Below are 24,139 nucleotides of genomic sequence, written 5' to 3'. Positions count from 1 at the left end.
TCACCGGCCGGGCGCGCCCGGGAACAGGCCTGCCTCGTCCGCCGTGACCGCCGTCCCGGCCCGTACGCCGTGGAGGACGTGGGCCAGTACCTCCGCTCCGCGCACCACGCGGGGGCCGGGGCGGTTGAAGTAGGCGGGCCCGTCCAGCACCCAGACCCGCCCGTCCCGTACGGCGGGCAGGTCCGTCCAGCCCGGGAGGCGGGTGAGGAGTTCCGTTTCCCGCAGGGTCCGTTCGGGTGGGAAGCCGCACGGCAGGACGAGCACCACCTCCGGCCGGGCGGCGCGCACCGCTTCCCAGGTCATCGGCTTGGTGTGCTCGCCGGACGTGGCGAGCAGCGGTTCGCCGCCGGCGGCGGTGATCTGGTCGGGGACCCAGTGCCCGGCGGGCCACAGTGGGTCGAGCCATTCGATCGCCACGACCCGGGGCCGGGCGCGGCCCGTGACCGACCGGCGGATCCGTTCGAGGCGGTCGCGCAGGTCGGCCCGGCGCTGCTCGGCGCGCTCGCGCACGCCGAGCAGCTCACCGACGGTGACCAGGCAGTCCAGTACGTCGTCGAGTGTGCGTGGCTCCAGGCTGAGGACGCGGGTGTCGGCGTCGAGCAGCCGGACGGCCCGGCTGACCTTCTCGTACGAGACGGCGCACACCTCGCACAGGTCCTGGGTGAGCACCACGTCGGGGCTCAGGGCCGCGAGTGCTTCGGTGTCGAGGGTGTAGAGGGACGACCCGGAGTGTGTGGATCCGCCGACCGCGTCGGAGATCTCCCGGCTGGTGCGGGTGTTCTGGTCGAGGTCGGCTCCGGTGACCACAGGAACGGATGCCACCTCTTCCGGTGGCCAGTCGCATTCGTGTGTCCGGCCGACCAGGTGCTCGGCGAGTCCGAGTTCGGCGACGATGTCGGTCGCGGCGGGCAGCAGGGAGACGATGCGCATGCCGCGACCTTAGGGCCTGCCCGGGGGCACGCCCCGGCTCCCGCACCGTCCTCAGGCACCCCAGTGCAGCGTCTCGCCTGGTGGGCGGTCTTGGCCATGAACCCGACACGCGGTACGGTCGGTGCGATATCGACGACGGTAAGACGGAAGCCGGTGGGAAACCGGCACGGTCGCGCCACTGTGAACGAGGGGTCCCGGACGGGATGTCTTGTGAGTCAGACCCGTAACCGTCGTCCTGTGCTCCACCGAGATGGGACGCGAACTCCCTTAAGGAGGCCTGGCCATGGCGCAGCACGTCGCGCAGCCCACAGCCACCACCCCCGAACTGCCCGCCACGCTGCCGCTGAAGGCGATAGCTCCGTGGGCGGTTTTCTTCGGCATTCTGATGCTGGTCCTGCTGTACTTCGTCGGCGCCGAGCAGGGCGCCACCGCCGTTGTTTCCGGTGAGAACGTCCATGAGTGGGTGCATGACGCCCGTCATCTGCTCGGCTTCCCCTGCCACTGACGCGAGGGGCGCCGCACAGTCATGAACTCCGCAATGGTGAGAAATCTGCTCGTCCGGGGCATGCTGGCCGGTCTGGGGGCCGGTGTGCTGGCCCTGGTCGCCGCCTACTTCCTCGGTGAGCCGAGCGTCGATCGCGCGATCAGTTTCGAGGGGGCCCACGCTCCCGCGCATGAGCACGAGGTCGAGCTGGTCTCGCGTGGTGTGCAGTCCACGGCCGGGCTGGCCACCGGTGTCCTGGTCTACGGGATCGCCTTCGGCGGTATCGCGGCCCTCGCGTACTGCGTCGCCCTGGGCCGTGTCGGCCGTTTCACCCCGCGGGCGACCGCGCTGCTGCTGTCGGGGGGTGCGCTGCTGGCGGTCTATGTGGTGCCGTTTCTGAAGTACCCGGCCAATCCGCCGGCGGTCGGCAACGGCGACACGATCGGCAAGCGCACGACGCTGTATTTCCTGATGATGCTGCTCAGTGTGCTTCTCGCGGTCGCCGCGACCATTCTGGGCAAGCGGTTGGCTCCGAGGCTGGGCACCTGGTACGCGACCGTGGCGGCGGTGGCTGCTTTTGCCGTGGTGATCGGGCTGGCGTATGCCTTCCTTCCTGTGGTCAACGAGGTGCCGGGGGACTTCCCCGCCACTGTGCTGTGGCGGTTCCGGCTGTCCGCGCTGGCCATGCAGGTCATCTTGTGGGGCGGTTTCGGTCTACTCTTCGGTGAGCTTGCCGAGCGGTTGCTGAATCCCAAGCCTACGACGGCCGATGAGGGCCGGTCGGTGGCGACCGCCACGCACTGACGATGCCTCAGGCGTACGAGGGCCCACGGAACCATCCGGGGGCCCTCTCGCGTTCCAGGACATCCGACGGCGGCGCAGCCGGCAGGTGTACAGGCTGGTCGGCGTCTCCGCGATGAGGCAGGGCCGGCGGCCGGCGAGCGCGAACATGCGCCTGAGCTCGACGCCGCTGCCGAGCACGCCCGGCTGCCGTCCCGCGGCGCGGCACCTTCGTCAAGCCGACGGACCTCGGCGACCTCCAGGACACCTACCGCCTGCGACGGCTCCTCGAACCGGAAGCGGCCGTCCTCGCCTCGCGGCGGACCAGCGCCGAAGATCTGGACCGGCTGGACGCCTCCGCTGGCGCCCTCGTGGTATCCGGACCTCGGTGCCACCCTGGTCAACGCCCTCTGCGCCGTGGGGGTGTGGCTCGTGCTGTGGCGGTGGGGCTGGCTGCGTGTCTCCGCGGTGGCTGTACTCGGCCGTCCACGACGCTGGTGGCTCCGCCCCAGTCCCAGCCCCAGCCCCAGTCCCAGCCCTGACGAGCGTCCCGACGGGCGTGGGCCTGAAATCCGTTCGCCACTGCTCGCCTCGCCCGGTACGGTCCCCAGAGTCCGCACTGCGGGGAGCCTCTGAGATCCGCGCGCGGCCACCCCGGCAGTTCCCGCGCTGAGAGTAGGTTTCGTCGATGGCATGTCGTATCAGTGAACTCGTGCTCGGTTGCCGCGACCCCGAGGTGCTGGCGCGGTTCTGGTGCGAGGTCCTGGACTTCGTGGTGCTCGATCGCGAGGACGACGGAACCCTGGAGATCGGGCCGCGCGAAGGGTTCGGCGGTCCGCAGCCGACGATCATCCTCAGCCGCAGAGACGAGCCGGAGCCCGGGAAATCCCGGCTGCACATCGACGTCAACGCCACCGACCGCGATCAGGACGCCGAGCTCGAACGCCTCCTGAAGCTCGGTGCGCGCCGGGCCGACATCGGCCAGACCGGGGAGGAGCAGTGGCACGTCCTCGCCGATCCCGAAGGCAATGAGTTCTGCCTGCTCAAGGCCCGTCTCGCGGCACTCTGACGGGGAGCCTGGCCCTTCCATCTGCGGGCGGCGCGCGGCCTGCGACACTCGGCGGCGACCATGGACACCCTGGTGTCACTGGGTGTCGCGGCCTCCTTCGCCTGGTCCTCCTACGCGCTGTTCTTCGGCGGGGCCGGGGATCCCGGCATGCGGATGCCCTTCAGCCTGGTGCCCACCGCCTCGGACGGCGTCGCCCATATCTATCTGGAAGCCGCCGTCGGCGTACCGCTGTTCGTCCTCGCCGGCCGCTTCCTGGAAACACGGGCCCGGCGGGGGACCGGCGCGGCACTGCGCGCCCTGGCCCGGCTGGCCGCGAAAGAGGTGTCGGTACGCGACGGCGAGGGCGAGCGCCTGATCCCGATCCAGGAACTGCGGGTCGGCCAGGTCTTCGTCGCCCGGCCCGGGGAGCGCATGGCCACCGACGGCACGGTGGTGGAGGGCAGCTCGGCCGTCGATCTCTCCCTGGTCACCGGGGAGAGCGAGCCGGTGGAAGTCGGCCCCGGCACGCCCGTGATCGGCGGTGCCATCAACGCGGGGGGCCTGCTCCTGGTGCGGGCCACCGCGGTGGGCGCCGATACCCAACTGTCCCGGATCACCCGGCTGGTGACCGATGCCCAGGCGGGCAAGGCACGGGCGCAGCGGCTCGCCGACAAGGCCGCGGGCGTCTTCGTCCCGGTCGTGCTCACCCTGGCCGTCACGGTCCTCGGATTCTGGCTCGGGGCCGGTGCCGAGCCGCAGGCCGCGATCACCGCGAGCGTGGCCGTCCTGGTCGTGGCGTGCCCCTGCGCGCTGGGCCTGGCGACCCCCACCGCGCTGATGGCGGCGACCGGCCGGGGCGCCCAACTGGGCGTCCTGGTCAGCGGACCGCAGGCGCTGGAGGGGCTGCGGCACCTCGACGCCGTCGTGCTGGACAAGACCGGCACCCTCACCTCCGGGCATATGAGTGTCGCCCGGGTCACCGCCGTGCCGGGCGGACTCGGCGAGAAGGAACTGGTCCGGCTGGCGGGCGCGGTCGAACAGGGATCGGAACACCCGCTGGGGCGTGCCCTCACCGCCCACGCCCGGCGCACCGATCCCGGAGAGTCCCTCCCGGCCGTCGCCGACTTCATCGCGCTGCCGGGCAAGGGCGTGCGCGGGCGGGTGGCGGGCCGACTGATCGAAGTCCTGGCCCCGGACGACGAGTTGCCCCCGACACTGGCTCAAGCACTGTCGGCCTCCGAGACCGCCGCCCGTACACCGGTCGTGGTCCGCGTCGACGGCGCGACCGAGGCACTGATCGAGGTCGGAGATGTGCTGCGACCGGGAAGCTACCGGGCCGTGGAGCGGCTCCGCCGCCTGGGCGTGCGCCCGGTACTCGCCACCGGCGACCGCGAGGCGCCCGCCCGCGCCGTCGCCGCCGATCTCCGTATCGAGGAGGTGCACGCCCGTTGCACCCCGGAGGACAAGGCCGCCCTCGTCCGCGAGCTGCGGGAGCAGGGCTACCGGGTCGCCGTCGTCGGTGACGGGGTCAACGACGCGGCCGCGCTGGCCGGCGCCGACCTCGGCATCGCCATGGGCACGGGCACGGATGTGGCGATCGGGGCGGCCGACGTGACGCTGGTACGCGGTGACATCGAGACCTTGGCGGACGCGGTCCGCCTCGCCCGCAGTGCGCTCGGCACGATCCGCGTCAATCTGCTCTGGGCGTTCGGCTACAACGTCGTGACCGTACCGCTGGCCATGGTCGGCCTGCTCAACCCCATGCTCGCCGCGGCCGCGATGTCGGTCAGCTCGCTGCTCGTGGTCGGCAACAGCCTGCGGCTGCGCGCCTGGCAACCGTCGCCGACCGGCCCACGCCCCTCCCGGCCCGCCGCGCCTGCCGCCCGGAAGCCCCTGTGACGCCCATGTACGCCGCCGCTGGTGGCCTGCCCGCCCGCAGCGGCGACCCGACACCGAGGTGGAGACCCGCTCGATGACGACCCCCTCCTGGACGCCCACCCGCCGTCGCCTCACGGACTCCCTGCTGGCCGCGGCCGCTCCGTTCTGGGCCTGTGTCCTCGCACTGGGCGGCCTCGCCACATGGACCGCCTCGGGCAACGCGGGCAGGCCCCCACGTATCGGTATCACCGACGCACAGCTCTTCCTCCCCGCCCCGGGAGTGCCCCGGACCGCCGCGTTCTTCCGCATCACCAACACAGGCGGCGGGCAGGACCGGTTGGTCGAGGTGACCTCCTCCGCCGTCGCGGAGGGGATCTCGCTCAGCCGCCACCGGATGACCGGGCGGGGCGCCGCCTCCCGGCAGGTCGCGGACTCCCTGCCGGTTCCGGCGGGTGGCACGCTCGACATGTCACCGTTCACCAGCGATGTGACCGTCCCGGCCACGGCCCGCTGGCGGGCCGGAGACCTGGTGCCCTTCACTCTCCGCTTCGAACACAGTGGACGTGTCGAGACCATCGCCGTCGTCGTGCGCCCCGGCGACAGGTGATCACGCCCGGGCGGCACCCGGCTCGGCACGTGTGAGCTCGACGGCCGGCTGCACTGGGCGTCGACCGAGGCGGCGAGCGGGCACGCCGGACACATCGAAGGCGCCCTCGCCGCCGCGGAACGCGCGGCCCACGACGTCCTGGCCGCGACGCCGGGCACCACCGGCCGCCGCAGCGCGAGCGCTACGAGCTGACCGGGGTGCGGAACCCGCGGAACGTCACCGGCTTACGGGTCTCGAAGCCCAGCCGTTCGTAGAGCGCGATGGCAGCCGTGTTGGTGTCGGCCACGTGCAGGAAGGGACGCTCGTTCCGGGCCACGATGCGCGCGGCGAGCGCGCTGACCAGGCGGGCGGCGTAGCCTCGCCCGCGGGCTTCGGGGGCGGTGCAGACCGCGCTGATCTCGGTCCATCCCGGGGGCCGCAGCCGTTCCCCCGCCATCGCCACCAGCGTGCCGTTGTCGCGGATGCCGAGGTAGGTGCCGAGTTCGAGGGTGCGCGCCCAGAACGGCCCCGGCTGGGTCCGCCCGGCCAGGTCGAGCATCCCGGGCACATCGTCCGGGCCCAGTTCGACCATGCCAGTGCCGGCCTCGGCCTGGGAAGGGACCCCCGAGCCGGGGCCCGGCCAGATCATCTGGCGCCCTTCGAGAACGAAGACAGATTCCCAGTGCGACGGCGGGATCGACGGGCAGTCGAACATGTCCGCGAACTCGCCTTGCCCCAGCAGCCGGGTGAGATCGGCCCACTCCGCCGCTCCCGGCTCGGCGGGCACCGCGGAGAAGGTCGCGACTCCCGGCAGGTAGGTGACGGCCCGGCCGCGTCCGCGAGCGAGGTGCGCGTGGTGGCCACGGAGTGACGCGCCCACCGGATCGTCGAGTACGACAGCGTTGCCGCCCGCCATGGTGCAGTGCCCTTCGTGTTGAACGTGAGGTGGCGCCCTGCCGTGCGCTGCGACCTCCGGGTGTCGCGGCCGGTGCGACGGAGCCTCGCCGATCACCTGTCCGCGATCGGACTCTAGTAGGGCCGGGCAGCACGCCTGGAATCTGGGGTCGGCCTTCGGACGACAGCGCCGGGTCGACGTGGCGGACGGCGGGTCACCCGCGTATCAGCGATTCGAGGATGTCGATCGCGACCGCACCTTCAGGTGGCCCGGGGTCTCGACTACTCGCCGGGGTGAGCGAGTTCGATGTCGTGGCCGTCGTAGCCACTGCCCTGCACGGTGAGGTGCGTGGCCACCGGCGGGTAGCCGGTCGCTATCACCGTGTATTCGCCGCCGTCCAGGTCGGTGAAGGCGTACGCGCCGTCGTCACCGGTGGTCGAGGTCGCGACCATGTTGCCCGCGGCGTCGATCAGCGTGACCCGGGCGTCGTTCAACGCCTTGCCCGAGGCCCGTACGGTGCCCTGCACCTGGGAGCCGGAGTTCAGCTCGATCTCGACGCGGGTGACACCCGTGCCGCCGACCTCGACCGGCAGCGCCACCGGACGGTGTCCGGCCGTGTTCACCGCGACGGTCACCGGACCGGGCACCAGCTCGGCGAACATGAACTCGCCCTCCTCGCCGGAGAGCCCGGTGGCGAGCACGTCACCGCGCACGTCCGTCACGATCACCATGGCACCGACGACGGGCGCCTTGTTCTCGGCGGCCTTCACCACACCGCTGAGGCCACTGGTGCCGCTGAGCAGGATGTCGTACGTGACCGGGCCCTCGCCGACGACCACCGTGGAGGCCTGCGGCTGGTAGCCGTCGGCCGAGGCGATCAGGACGTAGGAGCCGGCGCCGGGGGCGTCGACACCGTACGAGCCGTCGCCCTGGGCGACCGCGCGGCCCAACTGCCGTCCCCCGAGGGAGATCAGCGTGACCGCGGCCCGGGCGACCGGGGCGGACTCGGCGCCGCGCACGAAACCGCGCAGCGGGCTCCCGCCACCGGCGGACCGCGGCCTGTCAGCACCGGCGACCGACGCGACGGCCGTCAGACGCCGGGTCTGGTTGTCGCCGACCGGCTGGCCCATGCCCACCAGGCTCGGCACTTTCTCCGTCTCGACGACGGGAGCGGCGGGAGCGGGGACCGTGACGGCCGCGGACTCGGCCGAAGCCATGTCCGGGACCTGCCGCGCCGCCCGACCCCGGTGGAGCAGGAGGGCGATGACCGCACCGGCGCCGAAGAGGCCCGCCGACCACCAGAACGCGGTGGTATAGCTCTCGATCGTGGCCTGCGCCTGAGTCGGCTGGTTCGCCGGGCTGTGGTCCGCGAGGTAGTCGGTCGCGGCGCTGGCGGCGAGGGTGCTGAGCAGCGCGGTGCCGATCGAACCGCCCACCTGCTGCATGGTGTTGACGGTGGCGGAGGCCACGCCCGCGTCCTCGGCGGCGATCCCGCTGGTGGCCAGAGACATGGCGGGCGGCATCACGGCGCCCAGGCCCGCGCCGATGAGCAGTAGCTGCGGCAGCACGTCGCTGGAGAAGCTGGAATCAAGGCCGATCTCGGTCAGCCAGGCCATGCCGACGGCGGCGACGGCGAACCCGGCGGGGATGACGATCTTCGGTCCGATCCGCGGTACAAGGATGGTCGTGGAGATCTGCGCCATGACCATCAGGGTGGCCATCATCGGCAGGAACGCGACGCCGGTCCTGGTGGGGCTGAAGCCGAGGTTGAGCTGCAGGTAGTACGTGAGGAACAGGAACACGCCGAACATGCCCGCGCCGGTGATCAGCACGCTGATGAAGGACGCGGCGCGGTCACGGTCGAGCAGCACGCGCATCGGCAGCAGCGGGTGCTTGGCCCGTACCTGCCAGGCGACGAACAGCACCAGCAGCACCCCACCAGCGGCGAGGAAGCCCCAGGTCTGCGGGGAGTCCCAGTCGTGTGTCTCGGCGTTGGAGAACCCGTAGACGAGCGAGAACAGACCGGCCGAGACCAGGAGCGTGCCGGGCAGGTCGAGCTTGGCGCCCGCGGCGTCGCGCTGGTTGCCGAGCAGCGCCCAGCCGCCGATGAAGGCGATGACGGCGAAGACGACGTTCACGTACAGCGTCCAGCGCCAATCGAACGCGTCGGTCAGGACACCCCCGAGCAGCAGCCCGACCGCGCCGCCCGCACCCGCGATGGCACCGTAGACGCTGAACGCCTTCGCACGCTGCTTGGCGTCGGTGAACGTGGTGTTGAGCAGCGACAGGGCGGCCGGTGCGAGCAGCGCGCCGAGCACACCCTGCAGGGCGCGGGCCACCACCAGCATCGTGAAGCCGTTGGACGCGCCGCCCAGGACCGAGGCGCCCGCGAAGCCGGCGACACCGATGAGGAATGCCGGCTTTCGCCCGAAGAGGTCGGCAATGCGTCCGCCGAGCAGGAGCAGGGAGGCGAAGGCCAGCGCGTAGGCGGTGACGATCCACTGGCGGTTGTCGTCGGAGAAGCCCAGGTCCTGCTGGGCGGAGGGCAGCGCGATGTTCACGATGGTGGCGTCGAGCACGACCATTAGCTGGGCGATGCCGATGATGCCGAGGATCCACCAGCGCTTACTGGAGGCGTGGCGCGCCTCCCGGGCGGGCGGGGCCGTGGAACTGGCACCCTCGGCCATCGAGGTCTGAGACATGAAACCAATCCAGGGGGGTGGCTGACACAGGCAAACGAAACCGTTTCGTTTCGATACTTGAATGAGCGTAAGGCCTGTGAAGCGAAACGGCAACGTTTCGCAATTGGAGTGGTCGAGGGCGCGGTGCCGGAACGCGTCGGCGCCCAGCGCTCAAGTCAGCTCACTCGCGCACCCCGACGGATGGGCGCTGATCGGGGGAGGTGATGATCCCGCCGGCGCCGTGGAACACCAGATTGTTGCCGGTGACACCGGGGCGGGCCAGGAGCTGGGCGAGGGAGGCGGTGAGCAGTTCGCTGACGTCGTCGCAGTCGAGCAGGGTCTCGGACAGCGCGCCGTGCGCCAGCCACAGGGGGTGGTACTCCTTGCGGGTGTCCAGGTCGAAGTCCCGGTTGAAGTCGGTGCCCGCGGTGTCTCTTCTGGTGTCTGACCAAAGCTGCCCGCAGATGACGAAACATGCGACTCATGCAGGACGCTCACGGTGCTTCCGAGCGTGTTCGCATTCGTGCAATAGGCAAGCCGGGCGGATCGGGTGCGCCGATGGCCGCCCCGCCCCCAGCTTCGGCCGCTCGCCCGGCTGTGCTCGGCCTACTCCCTGAATGGACAGTTCAGCGCACTCGACCCCGGGGTTTCAGCGGCACAGGAGGCAGCTCCGGAGCGTCCAGTCGGTCTCCGTCGTACCCCTTCACTTCCCCAAATCTCGGCCCGGCCATCCAATCCTCACGGGCTTGAGCGATATCGTCCTGCGACCTGCCGATGAAGTTCCACCACATCACGATCTTCTCCTCGAAGGGCTCCCCGCCCAGCAGCATGAACGCGCTGTCCACATCGGCGCGCAGCGGCAGTTCGGTGCGCCCGCAGCCGAGGTAGAGGAGGGAGCCGGGGGCGAGGCGGACCCCGTCGACCTCGGCCTCGCCGGACATGGTGAGCGCCGCGTACTCGAAGTCGGGGCGCACCGGCAGCCGGGTGTCGGTGCCGGCCGCGAGGGCGATGTCCGCGCCCATCAGCGGGGTGAACGTGGTGCCGGGCGAGGCCGCGCCGTCCAGTTCGCCGAGGATGACCGTGGCCCGCAGCCCTCCGCCGCCGGTCACCCGGGGCGGCTCGGCGTGGTGCTCCCACATGGGGGCGATATGGCGGTCGCCGTCGGGCAGCGCGACCCAGAGCTGGGCCCCGTGCAGCAGGCGGGCGTGCTCGCGCGGGGACTCCTCGGAGTGCGCGATGGCCCGGCCCGAGGTCATCAGCCCCAACTCGCCGGGGCGCACCGTCTGCAGACTGCCGACGCTGTCGCGGTGCAGCACCTCGCCGTCGTGCAGCCAACTGACCGTCTGCAGCCCCATATGCGGATGCGGAGGGACCTGCATGCCCGGCTCCTGGGCGATGTCGTCCGGGCCGTAGTGGTCGATGAAGCACCAGGCGCCGACCATGCGCCGCCCGAGGCTGGGCAGCAGCCGGCGCACCACCGTGGATTCGCCCAGCGGGACCTGCTTGGCGGCCAGCAGCTCGCGCACCGGCTGGGCGGTGACGTCATCGCGGCCGCCGCATACGGTCGCCGAGGGCCTCACATCGAGATTGCTCATGACCGCACTCTCCCATCAGGGGACGACTCGTGCTCACTCGTATGGCTCTGGGCGTAGCCGTACGCGGTGATCGCCCCGTACACCAGCGCCGCGCCCAGCAGCCAGCCGCCCAGCACATCGCTGGGCCAGTGGACGCCCAGATACAGGCGGGTGAAGCCGACGCCCAGCACGGACACGGCAGCGACGGCGGCCATGAGCCGCAGCCACTTCGCCGGGGCGCCGTGCAGGGTCATCAGCCACAGCAGCAGCCCGAAGGCGACGGTCACGGTCAGGGCGTGGCCGGAGGGGAACGCCGCGTAGTGTGCCGAGTCCACTGGATCCGGCCACCGGGGGCGCTCCCGGTCGACGGCGGCCTTCACCGCCTGTTGCAGCGCCGTGCCCGCCGCCGCCGTGCCGACGACCCAGAGCGCGAGCCGCCGCTCCCGCCGCCACAGCAGCCACCCCACGGCCACGGCCAGCAGCGCACGCATCGCCCAGGGATCCCAGATCCAGTCCGTGAGCACTCTGTTGGTCCGGGTCCAGCCGTGGTGCTCCACGGCGGAGCGGTGCAGGGCGACGACGATCTCCCGGTCGACGCTCCCCAGGGGCCCCCAATGGGCGGCCACCAGGGCGAGTAGCACCAGGAAGAGCGCGGTGAGCACGGCCGCGGTGCGGGCGGCTCGGCGGTGGAGGGTTGCCGGCTGCATGGGTCGATGATCGCCCACGGGCGGGTCTCGGAGCCAGGAGGCCCCGGTGGCGGCTCCGGGGCCAGGAGGCTCTTGTGACGGCTCCGGGTCAGGAGGCCCGCGGCACGGCGGGAGGCAAGAGGCCCTTTTGACCGCCGGAGCCAGGAGCCGTGTGCCGCGAACGGCTACCCCAGCACCCGCAGCGCCGGGACGAGGGTGACCAGGAGCGGGACGGCCGGGACGAGTGCCGCGGTGGCCGTAAGGCGCCAGCGGCGCCCCACCGAGAGGCGGGAGGCCGGGGCCAGTAGCCGGTCCACCCGCTGCGGGACCTGGGCGAGCGCGCTGGGGCCGGGGCCGAACACCCCGCGGTCCTCGTTGAGTTCGACCAGCGCGAGCGCGGTGGTCGTCCGCCCGAAGCGCCGGGACGCGGAGTCGTCGGCGGCCAGCTCGACCAGCCGGTGCACCTCGTCGCGGAACGCCGCGAACATGGTCACCTGCGGAAAGCCGGTGGCCAGCGCGCCCGAGCAGTGCAGCAGCCAGTGGTGGCGGGCGCGGGCGTGGCCCTGCTCATGGGCGATGACGGCGTCCAGCCGACGGCCCTTGAGGCGGCGCAGCGCCGCCGTGGTGATGACGAGCTGGGGCGTGGTGCCCGGCAGCAACCAGGCGTCCGGCTTGTCGCCCTCCAGGACGACCAGACGCTCCCCGCTGGGCTCCTCACCGGGCAAGACGGGGGAGCGGACGAGGAGTTCGGCCCGGTGCTGCCTGCGCCAGGCGCGGGCGCGGCCGATCTCGCGGGTGAGCATCACCGCGCTCCAGACGGCCCCGAGGGCGAGCACGAGAGCGATGGGCGCGGCCAGCGGCCCGTAGCCGGAGAGCGCGTACGCCTCCACCACGCCCTTGGGCGCGGGGGCGAAGACATTGCCGCGCACGGCCTCCCAGGCGGCCGCGGCGGTGAGCGCCATGGTCAGCGCGCAGCACAACAGCACCCCGACGACCACGCACTGCCACACCCACAGGGCGAGGACAGGTTCGCGGTCGATCCAGTCGGAGCGGGACAGCAGGCGCGGCGCCATTGCCGCCGCCAGTGCGCCGAGGCCCATCAGCGCGAACGGGACCAACATGGCGGTCACCCTATGATCGCGAAGCTCGGACCGGGTACGTTCACGACGGGGAAGTGACGCATACCACGGTGCGGCTACGGGCGCGGCTACGGCCCGGCCCGCCGCCCGGTCACACGGTCAGAAGCATGGCGCACATCCCTATCCCCATCGACAGCCGGCAGGCATGCCGCAGCTCGGGCCGCCGTGACCAGCCGATACGGGGCGGGCCTGCCGCCGCGCCGAGCCCGGCACCGGCCCCCGCATCGTCCACGGTTCCGGCCCCGGCGCCGTCCAGCGCGCCGTCCGTCATCGGTACGAGCCGCAGCCCGGACCGTACGACGTAGACCGCGAAGTACACGAGCAGCACCCCGGTCAGCAGCGGCACCCCGCCCGCCATCCGGCCCGGTGCCATCTGGCCGGTGTGATGGTGGCCGCCCGTGGTGCCCGTCGTCATCGCGAGCGCCATATAGACCATCGCGAGCGCCCCGATGGCGTGATGCAGCCGGTGCCCGGGAAGCCCCGCGCCGCGCACCATCGGCAGCAGAGCCCTTACGGCGGCCACGGCGAAGACCGCCGCGAACGCGGGCGGACCCCATGGCCGCGTGTCCAGCACGGTGGGGGGCACCGCCATCGCCGCCATCCCCCACCCCATCAGTGCCTCGGCGCCCGCTGTTCGCCGCCCCGGCCCGGGCGGCTCACCGCGCATCTGAAGCAGACAGTAGGCACCCGTGGCCGCGCACAGCGCGACCAGCAGCCAGCCGACGAGCGGAGCTCCGTGCACGGCACACCTCCCGAAGGGGGACGTAATACCAGGAGACATCCCCTGCCGCGGCGCCACACATGGGAGCGCATGGACGCAGTGGGGGAGCGCGCGGCGCGCGGAGTCGCAAGGGGCGCGAGGCGCGGTATGGCACCGTGAGAGGTGCGGCCCGTGGATCAAGCAGCCCTCCGCCGCACCACGGGACGTGAACAGCCGTTCTACGAGGAGGAGAGCCCGTGTCGAATCCACCGCTTCCCGAGGCCGCGGTCGCCATGCTCAAGAAGCCCAACCCGGCCGTGATCGCGACGATCCGGTCCGACGGCCAGCCGGTGTCCACCGCCACCTGGTACCTCTGGGACGACGGCCGGGTCCTGGTCAACATGGACGAGGGCCGCAAGCGGCTCAGCCATATCCGCAACGACCCCAGGGTCTCGCTCACCGTGCTCGACGAGGCGAACTGGTACAACCACATCAGCCTCATCGGCCGGGTCGTCGAGCTCCAGGATGACGAGGACCTGTCCGGAATCGATCGGCTGTCCCGGCAATACCTCGGCAAGGACTACCCGCAACGGGACCGCCGCCGGGTCAGCGCCTGGATCGAGATCGACCGCTGGCACGGCTGGGGCGAGCAGAAGGAGAACAGCCAGCCCGGCTGATTTCCCGGAACCGCCCGCCGTCTGCCCCACCCCGCCCGGCCACCGCGAGCCGGGGCGGGCGGGCGGACGGCGCCGGGGCGGCCGAGCGGCGGCAGGGCGTCCGGCCGCTGTCGGGCGATGTGTACGTAAAGACTCCAGGAACGGGTCAGGAAGGCGTCAGGGCCGGTAGCGCATCGATGGTCCTCGGGGACCGCCACGACCGCGATACGCACGCCGACCGGATCCGCGATCCGCTGCTAGATCCCTGGCCGGTAGCGAATCGGATGATCCTCTGGCACCTCGACGATAACGATTTTGAGTCCGTCCGGATCCGCGATCCACATCTCCACCAGCCCCCACGGCTCCTTCTGCGGCGGGCGCAGCACCTCGACGCCCTGCGCGGTGAGCTCCTTGTGCGCTGCCGCCGCGTCCGCGACCTGGAGCCAGAGCTGGGGGCCCGGGGCGGGCGGGGTGTCGGAGCGGCCGGAGACCTCCAGGAAGCCCCCGCCGAGGAAGTAGACCGTGCCCCGCTCGGGGCCCGTCCCGAACTCCCGGAAGACCGCGAGACCCAGCGCCTCGCCGTAGAACGCCCGGGAGCGCTCGGGGTCCGTCGGCCGCAGCAGAATGCGGCTGCTCAGTACGTGAACCATGCCGCGACCTTACGCAACCCGACCCGCTTGGGGCAGGTTAAGGTCACTTTGCCGCCACCACCGCCGACCGCCCTCCGCCCCCCCGACCCCACTTCCGCCTCCGAAGGGACCCTTCCGACGCCATGGACACCGCGGACGCCACCGTGCGAGCCACCGCCCCACTCGCCTTCCGCCCGGCCACCGAGGCCGATGTGGAGGCGCTGGTGCCCCTGATCGAGTCGGCCTACCGCGGGGACGCCAGCCGCGCCGGATGGACCACGGAGGCGGATCTCCTGGCCGGGCGGCGCACCGACCCGGAGGGCGTCGCGACCGTCGTTCGGGACGAGAACAGCCGCATGGTGATCGTCGAGCGCGGCGGTGAGCTGATCGCCTGCTGCCAGCTCGAGCACCGCGGCGATCACGCCTACTTCGGCATGTTCGCGGTCCGGCCCGCGCTGCAGGGCGAGGGCCTGGGCAAGGCGATCCTCGCCGAGGCCGAGCGGTTCGCGCGGGCGGAGTGGGGTGCGACGGAGATGCATATGACGGTGATCACCGCCCGTGAGGAGCTGATCGCCTGGTACGAGCGGCGCGGCTACGCCCGTACCGGCGAGCGGACCCCGTTCCCGTACGGCAATGAGCGGGTCGGCGTGCCGCGCCGCACCGACCTCGAGTTCGAGCTGCTGGTCAAGCCCCTCGACTGAGCGCCGCTTACGCCGTACGGGTGAAGGTGGCCCGCGAGGGCGTCACGCCGTGAAGCGGGCCGCCCGCCGGATCTCCGGGAAGTCGGTGGTGGCGCCGTCCAGGCGGAGGCCGCGGACCAGCTTCAGTTGGTCGGGGGTGTTCACGGTCCAGCCGATCACCCTGAGGCCGGCGGCGTGCGCCCGCTCCACCAGTTCCAGGGTCACCCTGCGGATGTTGAGCACCAGCATCCCGGCGTCGACGGCGTGCGCCCGGTCGATCACATCGAGGCCGTAGCGGCTGGCCACGAGGGCGGTGCGGGCGGTCGGAAGCAGGGTGCGGATCTCGGCGAGCGCCTCGTCGTGGAAGGACAGGACGTCCACCCGGTCCAGCAGATCGCGGCCGGCCAGCACCTCCGCCAGCGCCCGGGCGGCCGCCGTGTCCTTGATCTCGGCCTGGAGCGGCGCCTTGACGGCGTCCACGACCTCCTCGAAGACCGGGATCCGCTCACCCTCCCCGGCGTCCAGCTCACGCAGCTCCGCGAGGGTGAAGTCGCTGATCGGGCCCTTCCCGTCGGTGGTGCGGTCGACGTCCGCGTCGTGCATCACCACGAGCGCGCCGTCCTTGCTGAGGTGCAGGTCCAGTTCGATGACGTCCATGCCCTCGTGCTCGGCGCGGACAAAGGATCGGAGGGTGTTCTCCGGCTCGACGCCCATCACTCCGCGGTGTCCGATGGTGAGAAAAGTCAACGCTGTCTCGCTCTTCTGACGGCCCTTGACGGCCGTCGTCGGGTCGTCTCGTCGGGTCGGGGGGAGGCAGTGGGGAGGCAGATTCGTCGGCTCTCGGCGGGCGGGCCGCCGGACCGGCGCACACCATACCGGCCGCTCATGACAGGACTGCTCAAGCGGGGCCGTGGCATGAGCCGGGCCCATGGGGGCAGGAAAAACTGCGGTGGTACGGGGGTGGCGCAGGACGATTTCCCGTACCGTCGCTTGAGCGAAGGAGTGTCCGATGGATACGGTGGACGTACGCAAGTTTCTCCGGTGAAGGAGTCGTCATGACGGAAATTCTTTCGTCCCCGATAGCTGAAGGTGGCGTTCTGTCAGCAGAGCGTGTGGTCGAACATCCGGCCTGGCCGACCCTCAAGGACGCTGTCGAAACGTTTCGCCCGTGGCAGTCCAAGGACGGCTCCATCGACTTCGACGCCGAGGGCGCACCCACCCGCGAGACCGCCGCGGCGACCATCGCCCGGGTGATCGAGGCCATCGAGAAGCTCGCCCCGCTGCTGCCGCACGACGCCGACTACCACCGGGCACTCGTCGCGGATCTGCGCCGCTGGGCCGAGGGCGGCTTCGGCGTCCCGGACTTCCTCGACTCGCTGCTCGCCTTCCAGCCCGCCCGCACGCGCGCCGACGGCCTCCAGCACCTCGTGGTCTTCCCCATGTACACGCAGAACGGCAACCCGGACCGCAATCTGGAAGCCGTGGTGCTGCGCATGGTCTGGCCGGACTGGCTGGCCGAGCTGGAGCGCACCCGCTATGACAACTCGCTCTACTGCGGCCTGGCCTTCGAGGACTTCACCTCCGGCTACGACACCAACTCCGCGGTGCTCTTCCCGGAGACCATCGCCGTCCGCGAGGCCCCCGAGCGGTTCACCTGGGGCGGCATCTTCTGCGACCGTGAGGCGGCCCGCTTCCGCCGGGTCAGCGATGCCGCCGTCCGGACGCTCGGGCTCGAACTCCCCGAGGACATCCGGGACATGCTCGCCGACCAGCGCCGCTGCCAGGAGGCATTCGCCCTGTGGGACATGGTCCACGACCGCACCCACAGCCATGGCGACCTGCCGTTCGACCCCTTCATGATCAAGCAGCGGCAGCCGTTCTGGATGTACGGGCTGGAGGAGCTGCGCTGCGACCTCACGGCCTTCAAGGAGGCCGTGAAGCTGGAGGCCGAGGGGGTCGCCCAGGGCCGCGACGTCCAGTACGCCGTGATCTTCGACCGGATGTTCCGGTTCCCCGTCACCGGCGCGCGGGTCCGCAACTACGACGGGCTCGGCGGCCAGTTGCTCTTCGCCTTCCTCCACCAGCACGACGTCGTACGCTGGACGGACAACACCCTGCATATCGACTGGTCCCGCGCCTCGCAGGTCACCAACCAGCTCTGCGGCGAGATCGAGAAGCTCTACCGCGACGGCATCGACCGCCCCAAACTGGTCCACTGGTTCAAGGCGTACGAGCTGGTGTCGACGTATCTCGCACCTCACCCCGGCTCGGTCTGGGCCAAGGGCCCGGAAGCCCTGGACCTGACCCAGCCGCCGCGCAAGCTCGTCGATGACGTGCTCCCCGACGAGTTTCCGCTGAGCATGTTCTACGAGGCGCTTGCGAAGAAGCTGCGTGACGTGGTCGTCTCCACCAAGGGGATCACGGCCGGCAGCGACCTACCGGCGGCGGCATGAGCCCCGCGACGGCGGACAGCCGCCGAGCGGGGAAGGACGAGGAGGCAGCGAGCATGACCACACCGACGTCGAGCCCCAGCCCGAACGAACCGGGCGAGCGGCCGCTGGACGGTGCGGTGGTGGCGGTGGCCGGCGCGGCCGGCCCCGCGGGCCGGGCCACGCTGCTCCGCCTCGCCGAGGCCGGCGCCACCGTCGTCGCCTCCGACTCCGACCCGGCGCGGCTGGCCGAGGCCGTGGACGCGGCGCGCTACGCCCACGGCGGCGCCAGCGTCACCGGCGAGACGGTCGACCTGCTCGACCTCGACGCCGCCCGCGCGTGGGCCGACCGCACCGAGAAGGAGTTCGGCCGGGTCGACGGGCTGATCCACCTGGTCGGCGGCTGGCGCGGCAGCAAGACCTTCGCCGACGCCCCGCTCGCCGACTGGGACACCCTGCACAATCTGCTGATCCGGACCGCCCAGCACACCTCCCTCGCCTTCCACGACGCCCTGCTGCGCAGCGGCAAGGGACGCTTTGTGCTGATCAGCGCGGGGGGCGCGGCCAAGCCCACCGCGGGCAACGCCGCGTACGCCGCCGCCAAGGCCGCCGCCGAGGCATGGACGCTCGCGCTCGCCGACTCCTTCCGCAAACTGGGGGGCGAGGGCGACCCCTCGGCGGCCGCTGCCATCCTGGTGGTCAAGGCGCTGGTGCACGACGCCATGCGGGCGGAGCGCCCCAACGCGAAGTTCGCGGGCTTCACGGACGTCAAGGAGCTGGCCGAGGCCATCACCGGACTCTGGGACCAGCCCGCCCAGGAAGTGAACGGAACCCGCCTGTGGCTGACCCCCAAGCCGTGAGGACCGACGCCCGTCGCCACCACGACCCCGAGGTGAGCGGCTTCGCCAGCGACAACTACGCCGGCGCCCACCCGGAGATCCTCGCCGCCCTCGCGCTCGCCAACGGAGGCCATCAGGTCTCCTACGGCGAGGACGACTACACCGCGCATCTGCAGTTCGTCATGCGCAGCCACTTCGGCCCGCACGCACAGGCGTTCCCGGTCTTCAACGGAACCGGCGCCAATGTCGTCGCCCTGCAGGCGCTCACCGACCGATGGGGCGCGGTCATCTGCGCCGACACCGCCCATATCAACGTCGACGAGTGCGGGGCGCCCGAGCGCGTCGGAGGGCTCAAGCTGCTCACCGTCCCCACCGAGGACGGCAAACTCACCCCCGAGCTCATCGACCGCCAGGCATGGGGCTGGGACGATGAGCACCGGGCGATGCCGCAGGTCGTCTCGATCGCCCAGAACACCGAGCTCGGCACCGTCTACACGGTGGACGAGATCCGCGCCATCTGTGATCACGCCCACGAGCGCGGGATGAAGGTCCACCTCGACGGCGCCCGGATAGCCAACGCGGCCGCGTCCCTGGACGTGCCGATGCGCTCGTTCACCAATGCGGCGGGCGTCGACATCCTGTCCTTCGGCGGCACCAAGAACGGGATGCTCTTCGGCGAGGCCGTCGTCGTCCTCGACCCGGACGCGATGGGTGCCATGAAGCATCTGCGCAAGCTGTCCATGCAACTGGCGTCCAAGATGCGGTTCATCTCCGTCCAGCTCGAGGCCCTGCTCGCCCGCGACCTGTGGCTGCGCAACGCCCGTCACGCCAACACCATGGCCCAGCGGCTGGCCGACGGGGTGCGCGCGGTGGACGGAGTGAAGATCCTCCACCCGGTCCAGGCCAACGCGGTCTTCGCCCGCCTCCCGCACGAGGTGAGCGAGCGCCTCCAGAAGCGCTACCGCTTCTACTTCTGGGACGAGGCCGCGGGCGATGTGCGCTGGATGTGCTCCTTCGACACCACGGAGGAGGACGTGGACGGCTTCATCACCGCCGTCAAGGAGGAAATGGGCCGCTAGGGTCTGTCGTTTGGATCAGGCCGGGCTCGCGGGGTCTGGCACGCGCATCTGCGGCGTTGTCGTCACTCGCCGACGCTCCGCGTCGACTCCCTCCTCCGCCTTGCAGCTGCACGCACCAGACCCCGCTCCCTGATCCGGCCTGATCCAAACGACAGACCCTAGGGCCCGGTGCGGTACGGGCCCAGGACCCGGGTGCGGTACGGGCGGGCCGCCGGGGCCCGCCCGCGCAGGTTTTCGTCACCGGCTCCGGTCCAGGGCCAGCGCCTCGGCCGGGGTGGGTGCGGTGCCGCCCAGATGGGCCGGGACCCACCAGGTGTCGTCCGGGCCCTTGGGCCGCACCGGATACGCCCGCTGCGCCGCCTCCAGCAGCTCCTGCACCCGGCCGCGCAGCCGCTCCGTCAGGGTGTCCGAGGGCTCGGTCGGGTCGGCCTCCATCGGCTCGCCGACCCGCATCGTGATCGGGAAGTGGTGGCGGCCCAGCGCCCGCTTCTGCCCCTTGGTCCACAGCCGCTGCGTGCCCCACAGCGCCATCGGCAGCAGCGGGACGCCCGCCTCCTGCGCCAGCCGGGCCGCGCCGGACTTGAAGTTCTTGAGGGCGAACGACCGAGAGATCGTCGCCTCCGGGAAGACCCCGATGATCTCGCCGGAGCGCAGCGCCTTCAGCGCGTGCTTGTACGCGTCCATGCCCGCCGCGCGGTCCACCGGAATGTGCTTCATCGCGCGCATCAACGGCCCGGAGACCTTGTGCCGGAAGACCGACTCCTTGGCCATGAACCGCACCAGCCGCTTCGCCGGAAGGGCGGTCAGCCCGCAGAAGACGAAGTCGAGATAGCCGATATGGTTGCTCACCAGAACCGCGCCGCCCGCCTGCGGGACATTCTCCGTGCCCTTGATGTCGAAGCGCAGATCGAGCGCCTTGAACATGGTGCGGGCCATGCCGATCACCGGCGGGTAGACGAGCTCTGCCATTGAGGACCCTTCGTCGTATGCCCTGGGAGGGTTCTCCCGGCGGAAGTTACGCGGCCGTAGGTTTCCGGCTTCTGGGAGATGGTGCCCGATGTCGTCTCGATGTGCTACCGGACGGCGCCGCCCGGCCGGGAGATCCTCATCACGTCGGCGGCCTCCGGGGAATCTCCGGGCCGCTCGTAACGCTGCACGGGGGAGGTCCGATCGGGAGGAGACAGGTGCGAGACGGCGACGGAGGCCGGCGGCTGGGCGCCGCCGAGCTGGGCGCGGAGCTGGGGGAGCGGGCGACGCTGCTCCAGTTCTCCAGCGCTTTCTGCCAGCCCTGCCGGGCCACCCGGCGGACGCTGTCCGAGGTGGTCGCGATGGTCGACGGGGTGGCGCACATCGAGATCGATGCCGAGGCGCGGCTGGAGCTCGTCAGGGCCTTGGGCATCGCCCGTACCCCCACCGTGCTGGTGCTCGACGCGGCCGGGCGGATCGTGCGGCGGGCCTCCGGGCAGCCGCGCCGGGCCGATGTCATCGCCGCTCTGGGTGATGCCGTGTGAGCCACCGCGCCCCGGACCCACTTGACGGTCCGCACCCGACGTGGCCAGGGTGAACATCATGTGGCCTGGACTCCTTCTCTGCGGACGTCGGCACGAGAACCCGGTGCGGACCGCCGGCGCACGGTGTCCGGGCGGGTGAGCGAACGACGACAAGCACCGCCCCCCGCCCGTACCTCCGGCAGAAGGACAACTCCATGACGGCAACGCACGACCTCGGTACGTCCTCGCTCGCGACGTCCGACCTCTTCCGCTCCGTCTTCCGCCGGCACGCCTCCGGCGTCGCCGTGATCACCGCCCAGGACACCCGCCCCGTCGGCTTCACCGCCACCTCCCTGGCCTCCGTCGCCGCCGAGCCGCCGCTGCTCTCCTTCGGCGTGGGCAGCGGCTCCTCGAGCTGGCCGGTGCTCTCCGAGGCCGAGCACGTCGGTGTCCACATCCTGGGCGAGCACCAACGGGAGCTGGCCGCGACCTTCGCGCGCAGCGGTGCCGACCGCTTCGGACCGGCCACCGACTGGCGCTCGGGACCCGAGGGCGTACCAGTGCTCGACGGGGTGCTGGCGTGGCTGGTGTGCCGGGTGGTGGCCCGCATACCCGCCGGGGACCACCGGGTGGTGATCGGCGAGGTGACCACGGGCACCGCGGCAGGGGCAGGCCGTCCGCTGCTGTACCACCAGGGGCGCTTCAACGCGCTGCGCGACTGAGCCGCGCCCTCCCGCCGGCGTGCGCTCCTTCCGCTGATCGCGGCGTTGGCAAGGTCACAGTTCACGCGGCTTGCATCCGGGGAATGAGCTGGGTGTACTGACGAGTAATATTTTGCTGCGGTGCATGGGCCGCCCCGGCAGGAAACCGCCCGCGGTACCGCCCGGGTCCCGCCCCCGAAGGCGCCTATGCTGCCAGCAACAAGGCAGCTCGGTAGAGACGATGCAGTAGGAGAGCCGGCGTGAGCTTGAGGATCGTTGTCTGTGTGAAGTACGTGCCCGACGCCACCGGCGACCGGCACTTCGCCGAGGACCTGACCGTCGATCGCGACGACGTGGACGGCCTGCTGTCGGAGCTGGACGAGTACGCCGTTGAGCAGGCCCTCCAGATCGCCGGCGAAGCCGATGACGCCGAGATCACCGTGATGACGGTCGGTCCGGAGGATGCCAAGGACGCGCTGCGCAAGGCGCTGTCGATGGGGGCGGACAAGGCCGTGCATGTCGAGGACGACGATCTGCACGGCACGGACGCGCTGGGTACCTCGCTGGTGCTGGCCAAGGCTGTGGAGAAGGCCGGCTATGACCTGGTGGTCTGTGGCATGGCCTCCACCGACGGCACGATGGGTGTGCTTCCGGCGATGCTGGCGGAGCGGCTGGGTGTGCCGCAGGTGTCGCTGTTGTCGGAGGTGTCGGTCGAGGACGGCACAGTGAAGGGGCGCCGGGATGGTGACACCGCGACGGAGTTGCTGGAGGCGCGGCTTCCGGCGGTGGTGTCGGTGACGGACCAGTCGGGTGAGGCGCGTTACCCGTCGTTCAAGGGCATCATGGCGGCGAAGAAGAAGCCGGTGGAGTCCTGGGACCTGGAGGACCTGGAGATCGAGTCGGACGAGGTCGGTCTCGAGGGTGCCTGGACCGCGGTGGACGGTGCCACGGAGCGTCCGGCCCGTACCGCGGGCACGATCGTCAAGGACGAGGGCGAGGGCGGCAAGCAGCTCGCCGAGTTCCTCGCGGGTCAGAAGTTCATCTGAGGCCGCCTCGCGGGTCAGAAGTTCATCTGACTGGTTCCGCCGCCCTTACCGTCCATTTCTTTCGCATGTCGCAGGAGAGCGATTCCCATGGCTGAAGTCCTTGTCTACGTCGACCACGTGGACGGTGCCGTCCGCAAGCCCACTCTGGAGCTGCTGACCCTGGCCCGCCGTATCGGCGAGCCCGTCGCCGTCGCCCTGGGCGCGGGTGCCGGGGACACGGCGTCCGCCCTTGCCGAGCATGGTGCGGTGAAGGTGCTGACCGCTGACGCGCCCGAGTTCGCCGACTACCTCGTGGTCCCGAAGGTCGACGCGCTCCAGGCCGCGTATGAGGCGGTGTCCCCGGCCGCCGTGCTGTTCCCCTCCTCCGCGGAGGGCAAGGAGATCGCGGCCCGTCTCGCGGTCCGCGTCGGGTCGGGGATCATCACCGACGCGGTGGACCTGGAGGCCGGTGAGGAGGGTCCGGTGGCCACGCAGTCGGTGTTCGCCGCCGCGTTCACGACCAAGTCCCGTGTGTCCAAGGGCACGCCGGTGATCACGGTGAAGCCGAATTCGGCGGCTGTGGAGGCCGCTCCGGCCGCGGGTGCGGTCGAGGCGCTGTCGGTGTCGTTCTCGGAGCAGGCGACGGGGACGAAGGTGGTCTCGCGTACGCCGCGTGAGTCGACGGGGCGTCCGGAGCTGACCGAGGCGGCGATCGTGGTCTCCGGTGGCCGTGGTGTGGGCGGTGCGGAGAACTTCCCCGTCGTCGAGGCGCTGGCCGACTCCCTGGGTGCGGCTGTCGGCGCCTCTCGTGCGGCGGTGGACGCGGGCTGGTATCCGCACACCAATCAGGTCGGTCAGACCGGTAAGACGGTCTCGCCGCAGCTGTACGTGGCGGCGGGTATCTCGGGTGCGATCCAGCACCGGGCCGGTATGCAGACCTCGAAGACGATCGTGGCGGTCAACAAGGACGCCGAGGCTCCGATCTTCGATCTGGTCGACTACGGCGTGGTCGGTGACCTCTTCGAGGTCGTCCCGCAGCTGACCGAAGAGGTCAAGACCCGCAAGGGCTGATCCTCCGCGATCCCCGCAGGACGTTCCGTGAGGCCTCGTACGCGATGCGCGTACGAGGCCTCAGGTCTGCCGAAGGGGGTGTTGACCAGCCGTCGAGCGCCCGGATAACTTCGCGCTACGGATCATCGTTTCCGTAACGTGGAAACAAGCTGGATGCGG

General features: G+C 71.2%; 24 protein-coding genes and 1 riboswitch. Of the genes, 14 read left to right on the top strand and 10 right to left on the bottom strand.

Translation table 11 applies throughout. The features are described from left to right. Entirely contained in the window at window positions 1-930 is a 930-nt protein-coding gene (locus STRVI_RS27220; protein WP_014058849.1) for a cobalamin-binding protein, read from the bottom strand. A gap of 98 nt (window positions 931-1,028) precedes the next feature. Continuing rightward, window positions 1,029-1,177: riboswitch (cobalamin riboswitch) on the top strand. Between the two features lie 36 nt (window positions 1,178-1,213). Between STRVI_RS27220 and STRVI_RS27215 the strand changes: the two genes are divergently transcribed. The 5 genes from STRVI_RS27215 to STRVI_RS27195 all read left to right on the top strand — a co-directional run bounded on the left by STRVI_RS27215 (window position 1,214) and on the right by STRVI_RS27195 (window position 5,727). Continuing rightward, complete coding sequence (locus STRVI_RS27215; protein WP_014058848.1) at window positions 1,214-1,435, top strand: CbtB domain-containing protein; 222 nt, start codon at window positions 1,214-1,216, stop codon at window positions 1,433-1,435. Window positions 1,436-1,456: 21 nt separating this feature from the next. After that, entirely contained in the window at window positions 1,457-2,218 is a 762-nt protein-coding gene (locus STRVI_RS27210) for a CbtA family protein (protein ID WP_014058847.1), read from the top strand. Window positions 2,219-2,882: 664 nt separating this feature from the next. Beyond that, entirely contained in the window at window positions 2,883-3,263 is a 381-nt protein-coding gene (locus tag STRVI_RS27205) for a VOC family protein (RefSeq protein ID WP_014058846.1), read from the top strand. A gap of 60 nt (window positions 3,264-3,323) precedes the next feature. Then, on the top strand, window positions 3,324-5,141 hold the full coding sequence (locus STRVI_RS27200) for a heavy metal translocating P-type ATPase (protein ID WP_251982745.1): 1,818 nt from the start codon (window positions 3,324-3,326) through the stop codon (window positions 5,139-5,141). 73 nt (window positions 5,142-5,214) lie between these two features. Then, on the top strand, window positions 5,215-5,727 hold the full coding sequence (locus STRVI_RS27195) for a copper chaperone PCu(A)C (protein ID WP_014058845.1): 513 nt from the start codon (window positions 5,215-5,217) through the stop codon (window positions 5,725-5,727). A 181-nt stretch (window positions 5,728-5,908) separates the two neighbouring features. On the opposite strand, the gene STRVI_RS27190 is transcribed toward STRVI_RS27195, so the two are convergent. From STRVI_RS27190 to STRVI_RS27160, 6 genes are all read right to left on the bottom strand, one after another. After that, on the bottom strand, window positions 5,909-6,622 hold the full coding sequence (locus STRVI_RS27190) for a GNAT family N-acetyltransferase (protein ID WP_014058844.1): 714 nt from the start codon (window positions 6,620-6,622) through the stop codon (window positions 5,909-5,911). A gap of 260 nt (window positions 6,623-6,882) precedes the next feature. Further along, complete coding sequence (locus STRVI_RS56475; protein ID WP_014058843.1) at window positions 6,883-9,303, bottom strand: MFS transporter; 2,421 nt, start codon at window positions 9,301-9,303, stop codon at window positions 6,883-6,885. Window positions 9,304-9,908: 605 nt separating this feature from the next. Further along, complete coding sequence (locus STRVI_RS27175; RefSeq protein ID WP_014058842.1) at window positions 9,909-10,877, bottom strand: pirin family protein; 969 nt, start codon at window positions 10,875-10,877, stop codon at window positions 9,909-9,911. Then, window positions 10,874-11,563, bottom strand: coding sequence for a phosphatase PAP2 family protein (locus STRVI_RS27170; protein WP_014058841.1), 690 nt, complete (start codon window positions 11,561-11,563; stop codon window positions 10,874-10,876). The genes STRVI_RS27175 and STRVI_RS27170 overlap by 4 nt, the downstream gene beginning before the upstream one ends. Before the next feature lie 164 nt (window positions 11,564-11,727). After that, window positions 11,728-12,663: a M56 family metallopeptidase gene (locus tag STRVI_RS27165; RefSeq protein WP_014058840.1), complete on the bottom strand. Its 936-nt coding sequence runs from the start codon at window positions 12,661-12,663 to the stop codon at window positions 11,728-11,730. A gap of 109 nt (window positions 12,664-12,772) precedes the next feature. Beyond that, window positions 12,773-13,423, bottom strand: a complete 651-nt coding sequence (locus STRVI_RS27160; RefSeq protein WP_014058839.1) for a DUF5134 domain-containing protein — start codon at window positions 13,421-13,423, stop codon at window positions 12,773-12,775. Window positions 13,424-13,638: 215 nt separating this feature from the next. Between STRVI_RS27160 and STRVI_RS27155 the strand changes: the two genes are divergently transcribed. Continuing rightward, window positions 13,639-14,058, top strand: coding sequence for a PPOX class F420-dependent oxidoreductase (locus STRVI_RS27155; protein ID WP_014058838.1), 420 nt, complete (start codon window positions 13,639-13,641; stop codon window positions 14,056-14,058). Window positions 14,059-14,294: 236 nt separating this feature from the next. On the opposite strand, the gene STRVI_RS27150 is transcribed toward STRVI_RS27155, so the two are convergent. Beyond that, window positions 14,295-14,687, bottom strand: coding sequence for a VOC family protein (locus tag STRVI_RS27150; RefSeq protein ID WP_014058837.1), 393 nt, complete (start codon window positions 14,685-14,687; stop codon window positions 14,295-14,297). A 122-nt stretch (window positions 14,688-14,809) separates the two neighbouring features. Here STRVI_RS27150 and STRVI_RS27145 point away from each other — a divergent pair, with 122 nt between their 5' ends. Continuing rightward, on the top strand, window positions 14,810-15,367 hold the full coding sequence (locus STRVI_RS27145) for a GNAT family N-acetyltransferase (protein ID WP_014058836.1): 558 nt from the start codon (window positions 14,810-14,812) through the stop codon (window positions 15,365-15,367). A 42-nt stretch (window positions 15,368-15,409) separates the two neighbouring features. On the opposite strand, the gene STRVI_RS27140 is transcribed toward STRVI_RS27145, so the two are convergent. After that, a complete protein-coding gene (locus STRVI_RS27140) occupies window positions 15,410-16,093 on the bottom strand; it encodes a glycerophosphodiester phosphodiesterase (RefSeq protein WP_043236604.1) in 684 nt (227 codons plus the stop codon). A 308-nt stretch (window positions 16,094-16,401) separates the two neighbouring features. On the opposite strand from STRVI_RS27140, the gene STRVI_RS27135 reads away from it, so the two are divergent. Genes STRVI_RS27135 through STRVI_RS27125 form a run of 3 tightly spaced genes read left to right on the top strand, consistent with a single transcriptional unit; the run spans window position 16,402 to window position 19,693 of the window. After that, a complete protein-coding gene (locus STRVI_RS27135) occupies window positions 16,402-17,799 on the top strand; it encodes a DUF6421 family protein (RefSeq protein ID WP_014058834.1) in 1,398 nt (465 codons plus the stop codon). Window positions 17,800-17,852: 53 nt separating this feature from the next. After that, window positions 17,853-18,635 (top strand): SDR family NAD(P)-dependent oxidoreductase, encoded by a 783-nt coding sequence (locus STRVI_RS27130; RefSeq protein WP_014058833.1) that lies wholly within the window; start codon window positions 17,853-17,855, stop codon window positions 18,633-18,635. After that, a complete protein-coding gene (locus STRVI_RS27125) occupies window positions 18,632-19,693 on the top strand; it encodes a threonine aldolase family protein (protein WP_014058832.1) in 1,062 nt (353 codons plus the stop codon). The genes STRVI_RS27130 and STRVI_RS27125 overlap by 4 nt, the downstream gene beginning before the upstream one ends. A 237-nt stretch (window positions 19,694-19,930) precedes the next feature. Here the strand turns inward: STRVI_RS27125 and STRVI_RS27120 are convergent, their stop codons facing one another. Further along, window positions 19,931-20,662 carry a lysophospholipid acyltransferase family protein gene (locus STRVI_RS27120; RefSeq protein WP_014058831.1) on the bottom strand — a complete coding sequence of 244 codons (732 nt, stop codon included), beginning with the start codon at window positions 20,660-20,662 and terminating at the stop codon, window positions 19,931-19,933. A 182-nt stretch (window positions 20,663-20,844) separates the two neighbouring features. Between STRVI_RS27120 and STRVI_RS27115 the strand changes: the two genes are divergently transcribed. The 4 genes from STRVI_RS27115 to STRVI_RS27100 all read left to right on the top strand — a co-directional run bounded on the left by STRVI_RS27115 (window position 20,845) and on the right by STRVI_RS27100 (window position 23,980). Further along, a complete protein-coding gene (locus tag STRVI_RS27115; protein WP_086019701.1) occupies window positions 20,845-21,204 on the top strand; it encodes a thioredoxin family protein in 360 nt (119 codons plus the stop codon). A gap of 194 nt (window positions 21,205-21,398) precedes the next feature. Next, window positions 21,399-21,905, top strand: coding sequence for a flavin reductase family protein (locus tag STRVI_RS27110; RefSeq protein ID WP_014058829.1), 507 nt, complete (start codon window positions 21,399-21,401; stop codon window positions 21,903-21,905). Between the two features lie 239 nt (window positions 21,906-22,144). Further along, complete coding sequence (locus tag STRVI_RS27105) at window positions 22,145-22,930, top strand: electron transfer flavoprotein subunit beta/FixA family protein (protein WP_014058828.1); 786 nt, start codon at window positions 22,145-22,147, stop codon at window positions 22,928-22,930. A gap of 87 nt (window positions 22,931-23,017) precedes the next feature. Next, window positions 23,018-23,980 carry an electron transfer flavoprotein subunit alpha/FixB family protein gene (locus tag STRVI_RS27100; protein WP_014058827.1) on the top strand — a complete coding sequence of 321 codons (963 nt, stop codon included), beginning with the start codon at window positions 23,018-23,020 and terminating at the stop codon, window positions 23,978-23,980. The last annotated feature ends 159 nt before the right edge of the window (window positions 23,981-24,139 follow it).

The sequence above is a fragment of the Streptomyces violaceusniger Tu 4113 genome (assembly GCF_000147815.2).
In the GTDB taxonomy this organism is placed as follows: Bacteria; Actinomycetota; Actinomycetes; order Streptomycetales; family Streptomycetaceae; genus Streptomyces; species Streptomyces violaceusniger_A.
Note: the sequence above shows the minus strand (reverse complement) of the source record. Positions and strands in the feature narration are given on the sequence as shown.

Excerpts from the sequence above, each read along its gene's own strand:
- STRVI_RS27220 (WP_014058849.1), bottom strand. The coding sequence starts at position 930 with ATGCGCATCGTCTCCCTGCTGCCCGCCGCGACCGACATCGTCGCCGAA.
- STRVI_RS27215 (WP_014058848.1), top strand. The coding sequence starts at position 1,214 with ATGGCGCAGCACGTCGCGCAGCCCACAGCCACCACCCCCGAACTGCCC.
- STRVI_RS27210 (WP_014058847.1), top strand. The coding sequence starts at position 1,457 with ATGAACTCCGCAATGGTGAGAAATCTGCTCGTCCGGGGCATGCTGGCC.
- STRVI_RS27205 (WP_014058846.1), top strand. The coding sequence starts at position 2,883 with ATGGCATGTCGTATCAGTGAACTCGTGCTCGGTTGCCGCGACCCCGAG.
- STRVI_RS27200 (WP_251982745.1), top strand. The coding sequence starts at position 3,324 with ATGGACACCCTGGTGTCACTGGGTGTCGCGGCCTCCTTCGCCTGGTCC.
- STRVI_RS27195 (WP_014058845.1), top strand. The coding sequence starts at position 5,215 with ATGACGACCCCCTCCTGGACGCCCACCCGCCGTCGCCTCACGGACTCC.
- STRVI_RS27190 (WP_014058844.1), bottom strand. The coding sequence starts at position 6,622 with ATGGCGGGCGGCAACGCTGTCGTACTCGACGATCCGGTGGGCGCGTCA.
- STRVI_RS56475 (WP_014058843.1), bottom strand. The coding sequence starts at position 9,303 with ATGTCTCAGACCTCGATGGCCGAGGGTGCCAGTTCCACGGCCCCGCCC.
- STRVI_RS27175 (WP_014058842.1), bottom strand. The coding sequence starts at position 10,877 with ATGAGCAATCTCGATGTGAGGCCCTCGGCGACCGTATGCGGCGGCCGC.
- STRVI_RS27170 (WP_014058841.1), bottom strand. The coding sequence starts at position 11,563 with ATGCAGCCGGCAACCCTCCACCGCCGAGCCGCCCGCACCGCGGCCGTG.
- STRVI_RS27165 (WP_014058840.1), bottom strand. The coding sequence starts at position 12,663 with ATGTTGGTCCCGTTCGCGCTGATGGGCCTCGGCGCACTGGCGGCGGCA.
- STRVI_RS27150 (WP_014058837.1), bottom strand. The coding sequence starts at position 14,687 with ATGGTTCACGTACTGAGCAGCCGCATTCTGCTGCGGCCGACGGACCCC.
- STRVI_RS27145 (WP_014058836.1), top strand. The coding sequence starts at position 14,810 with ATGGACACCGCGGACGCCACCGTGCGAGCCACCGCCCCACTCGCCTTC.
- STRVI_RS27135 (WP_014058834.1), top strand. The coding sequence starts at position 16,402 with ATGACGGAAATTCTTTCGTCCCCGATAGCTGAAGGTGGCGTTCTGTCA.
- STRVI_RS27130 (WP_014058833.1), top strand. The coding sequence starts at position 17,853 with ATGACCACACCGACGTCGAGCCCCAGCCCGAACGAACCGGGCGAGCGG.
- STRVI_RS27120 (WP_014058831.1), bottom strand. The coding sequence starts at position 20,662 with ATGGCAGAGCTCGTCTACCCGCCGGTGATCGGCATGGCCCGCACCATG.
- STRVI_RS27110 (WP_014058829.1), top strand. The coding sequence starts at position 21,399 with ATGACGGCAACGCACGACCTCGGTACGTCCTCGCTCGCGACGTCCGAC.
- STRVI_RS27100 (WP_014058827.1), top strand. The coding sequence starts at position 23,018 with ATGGCTGAAGTCCTTGTCTACGTCGACCACGTGGACGGTGCCGTCCGC.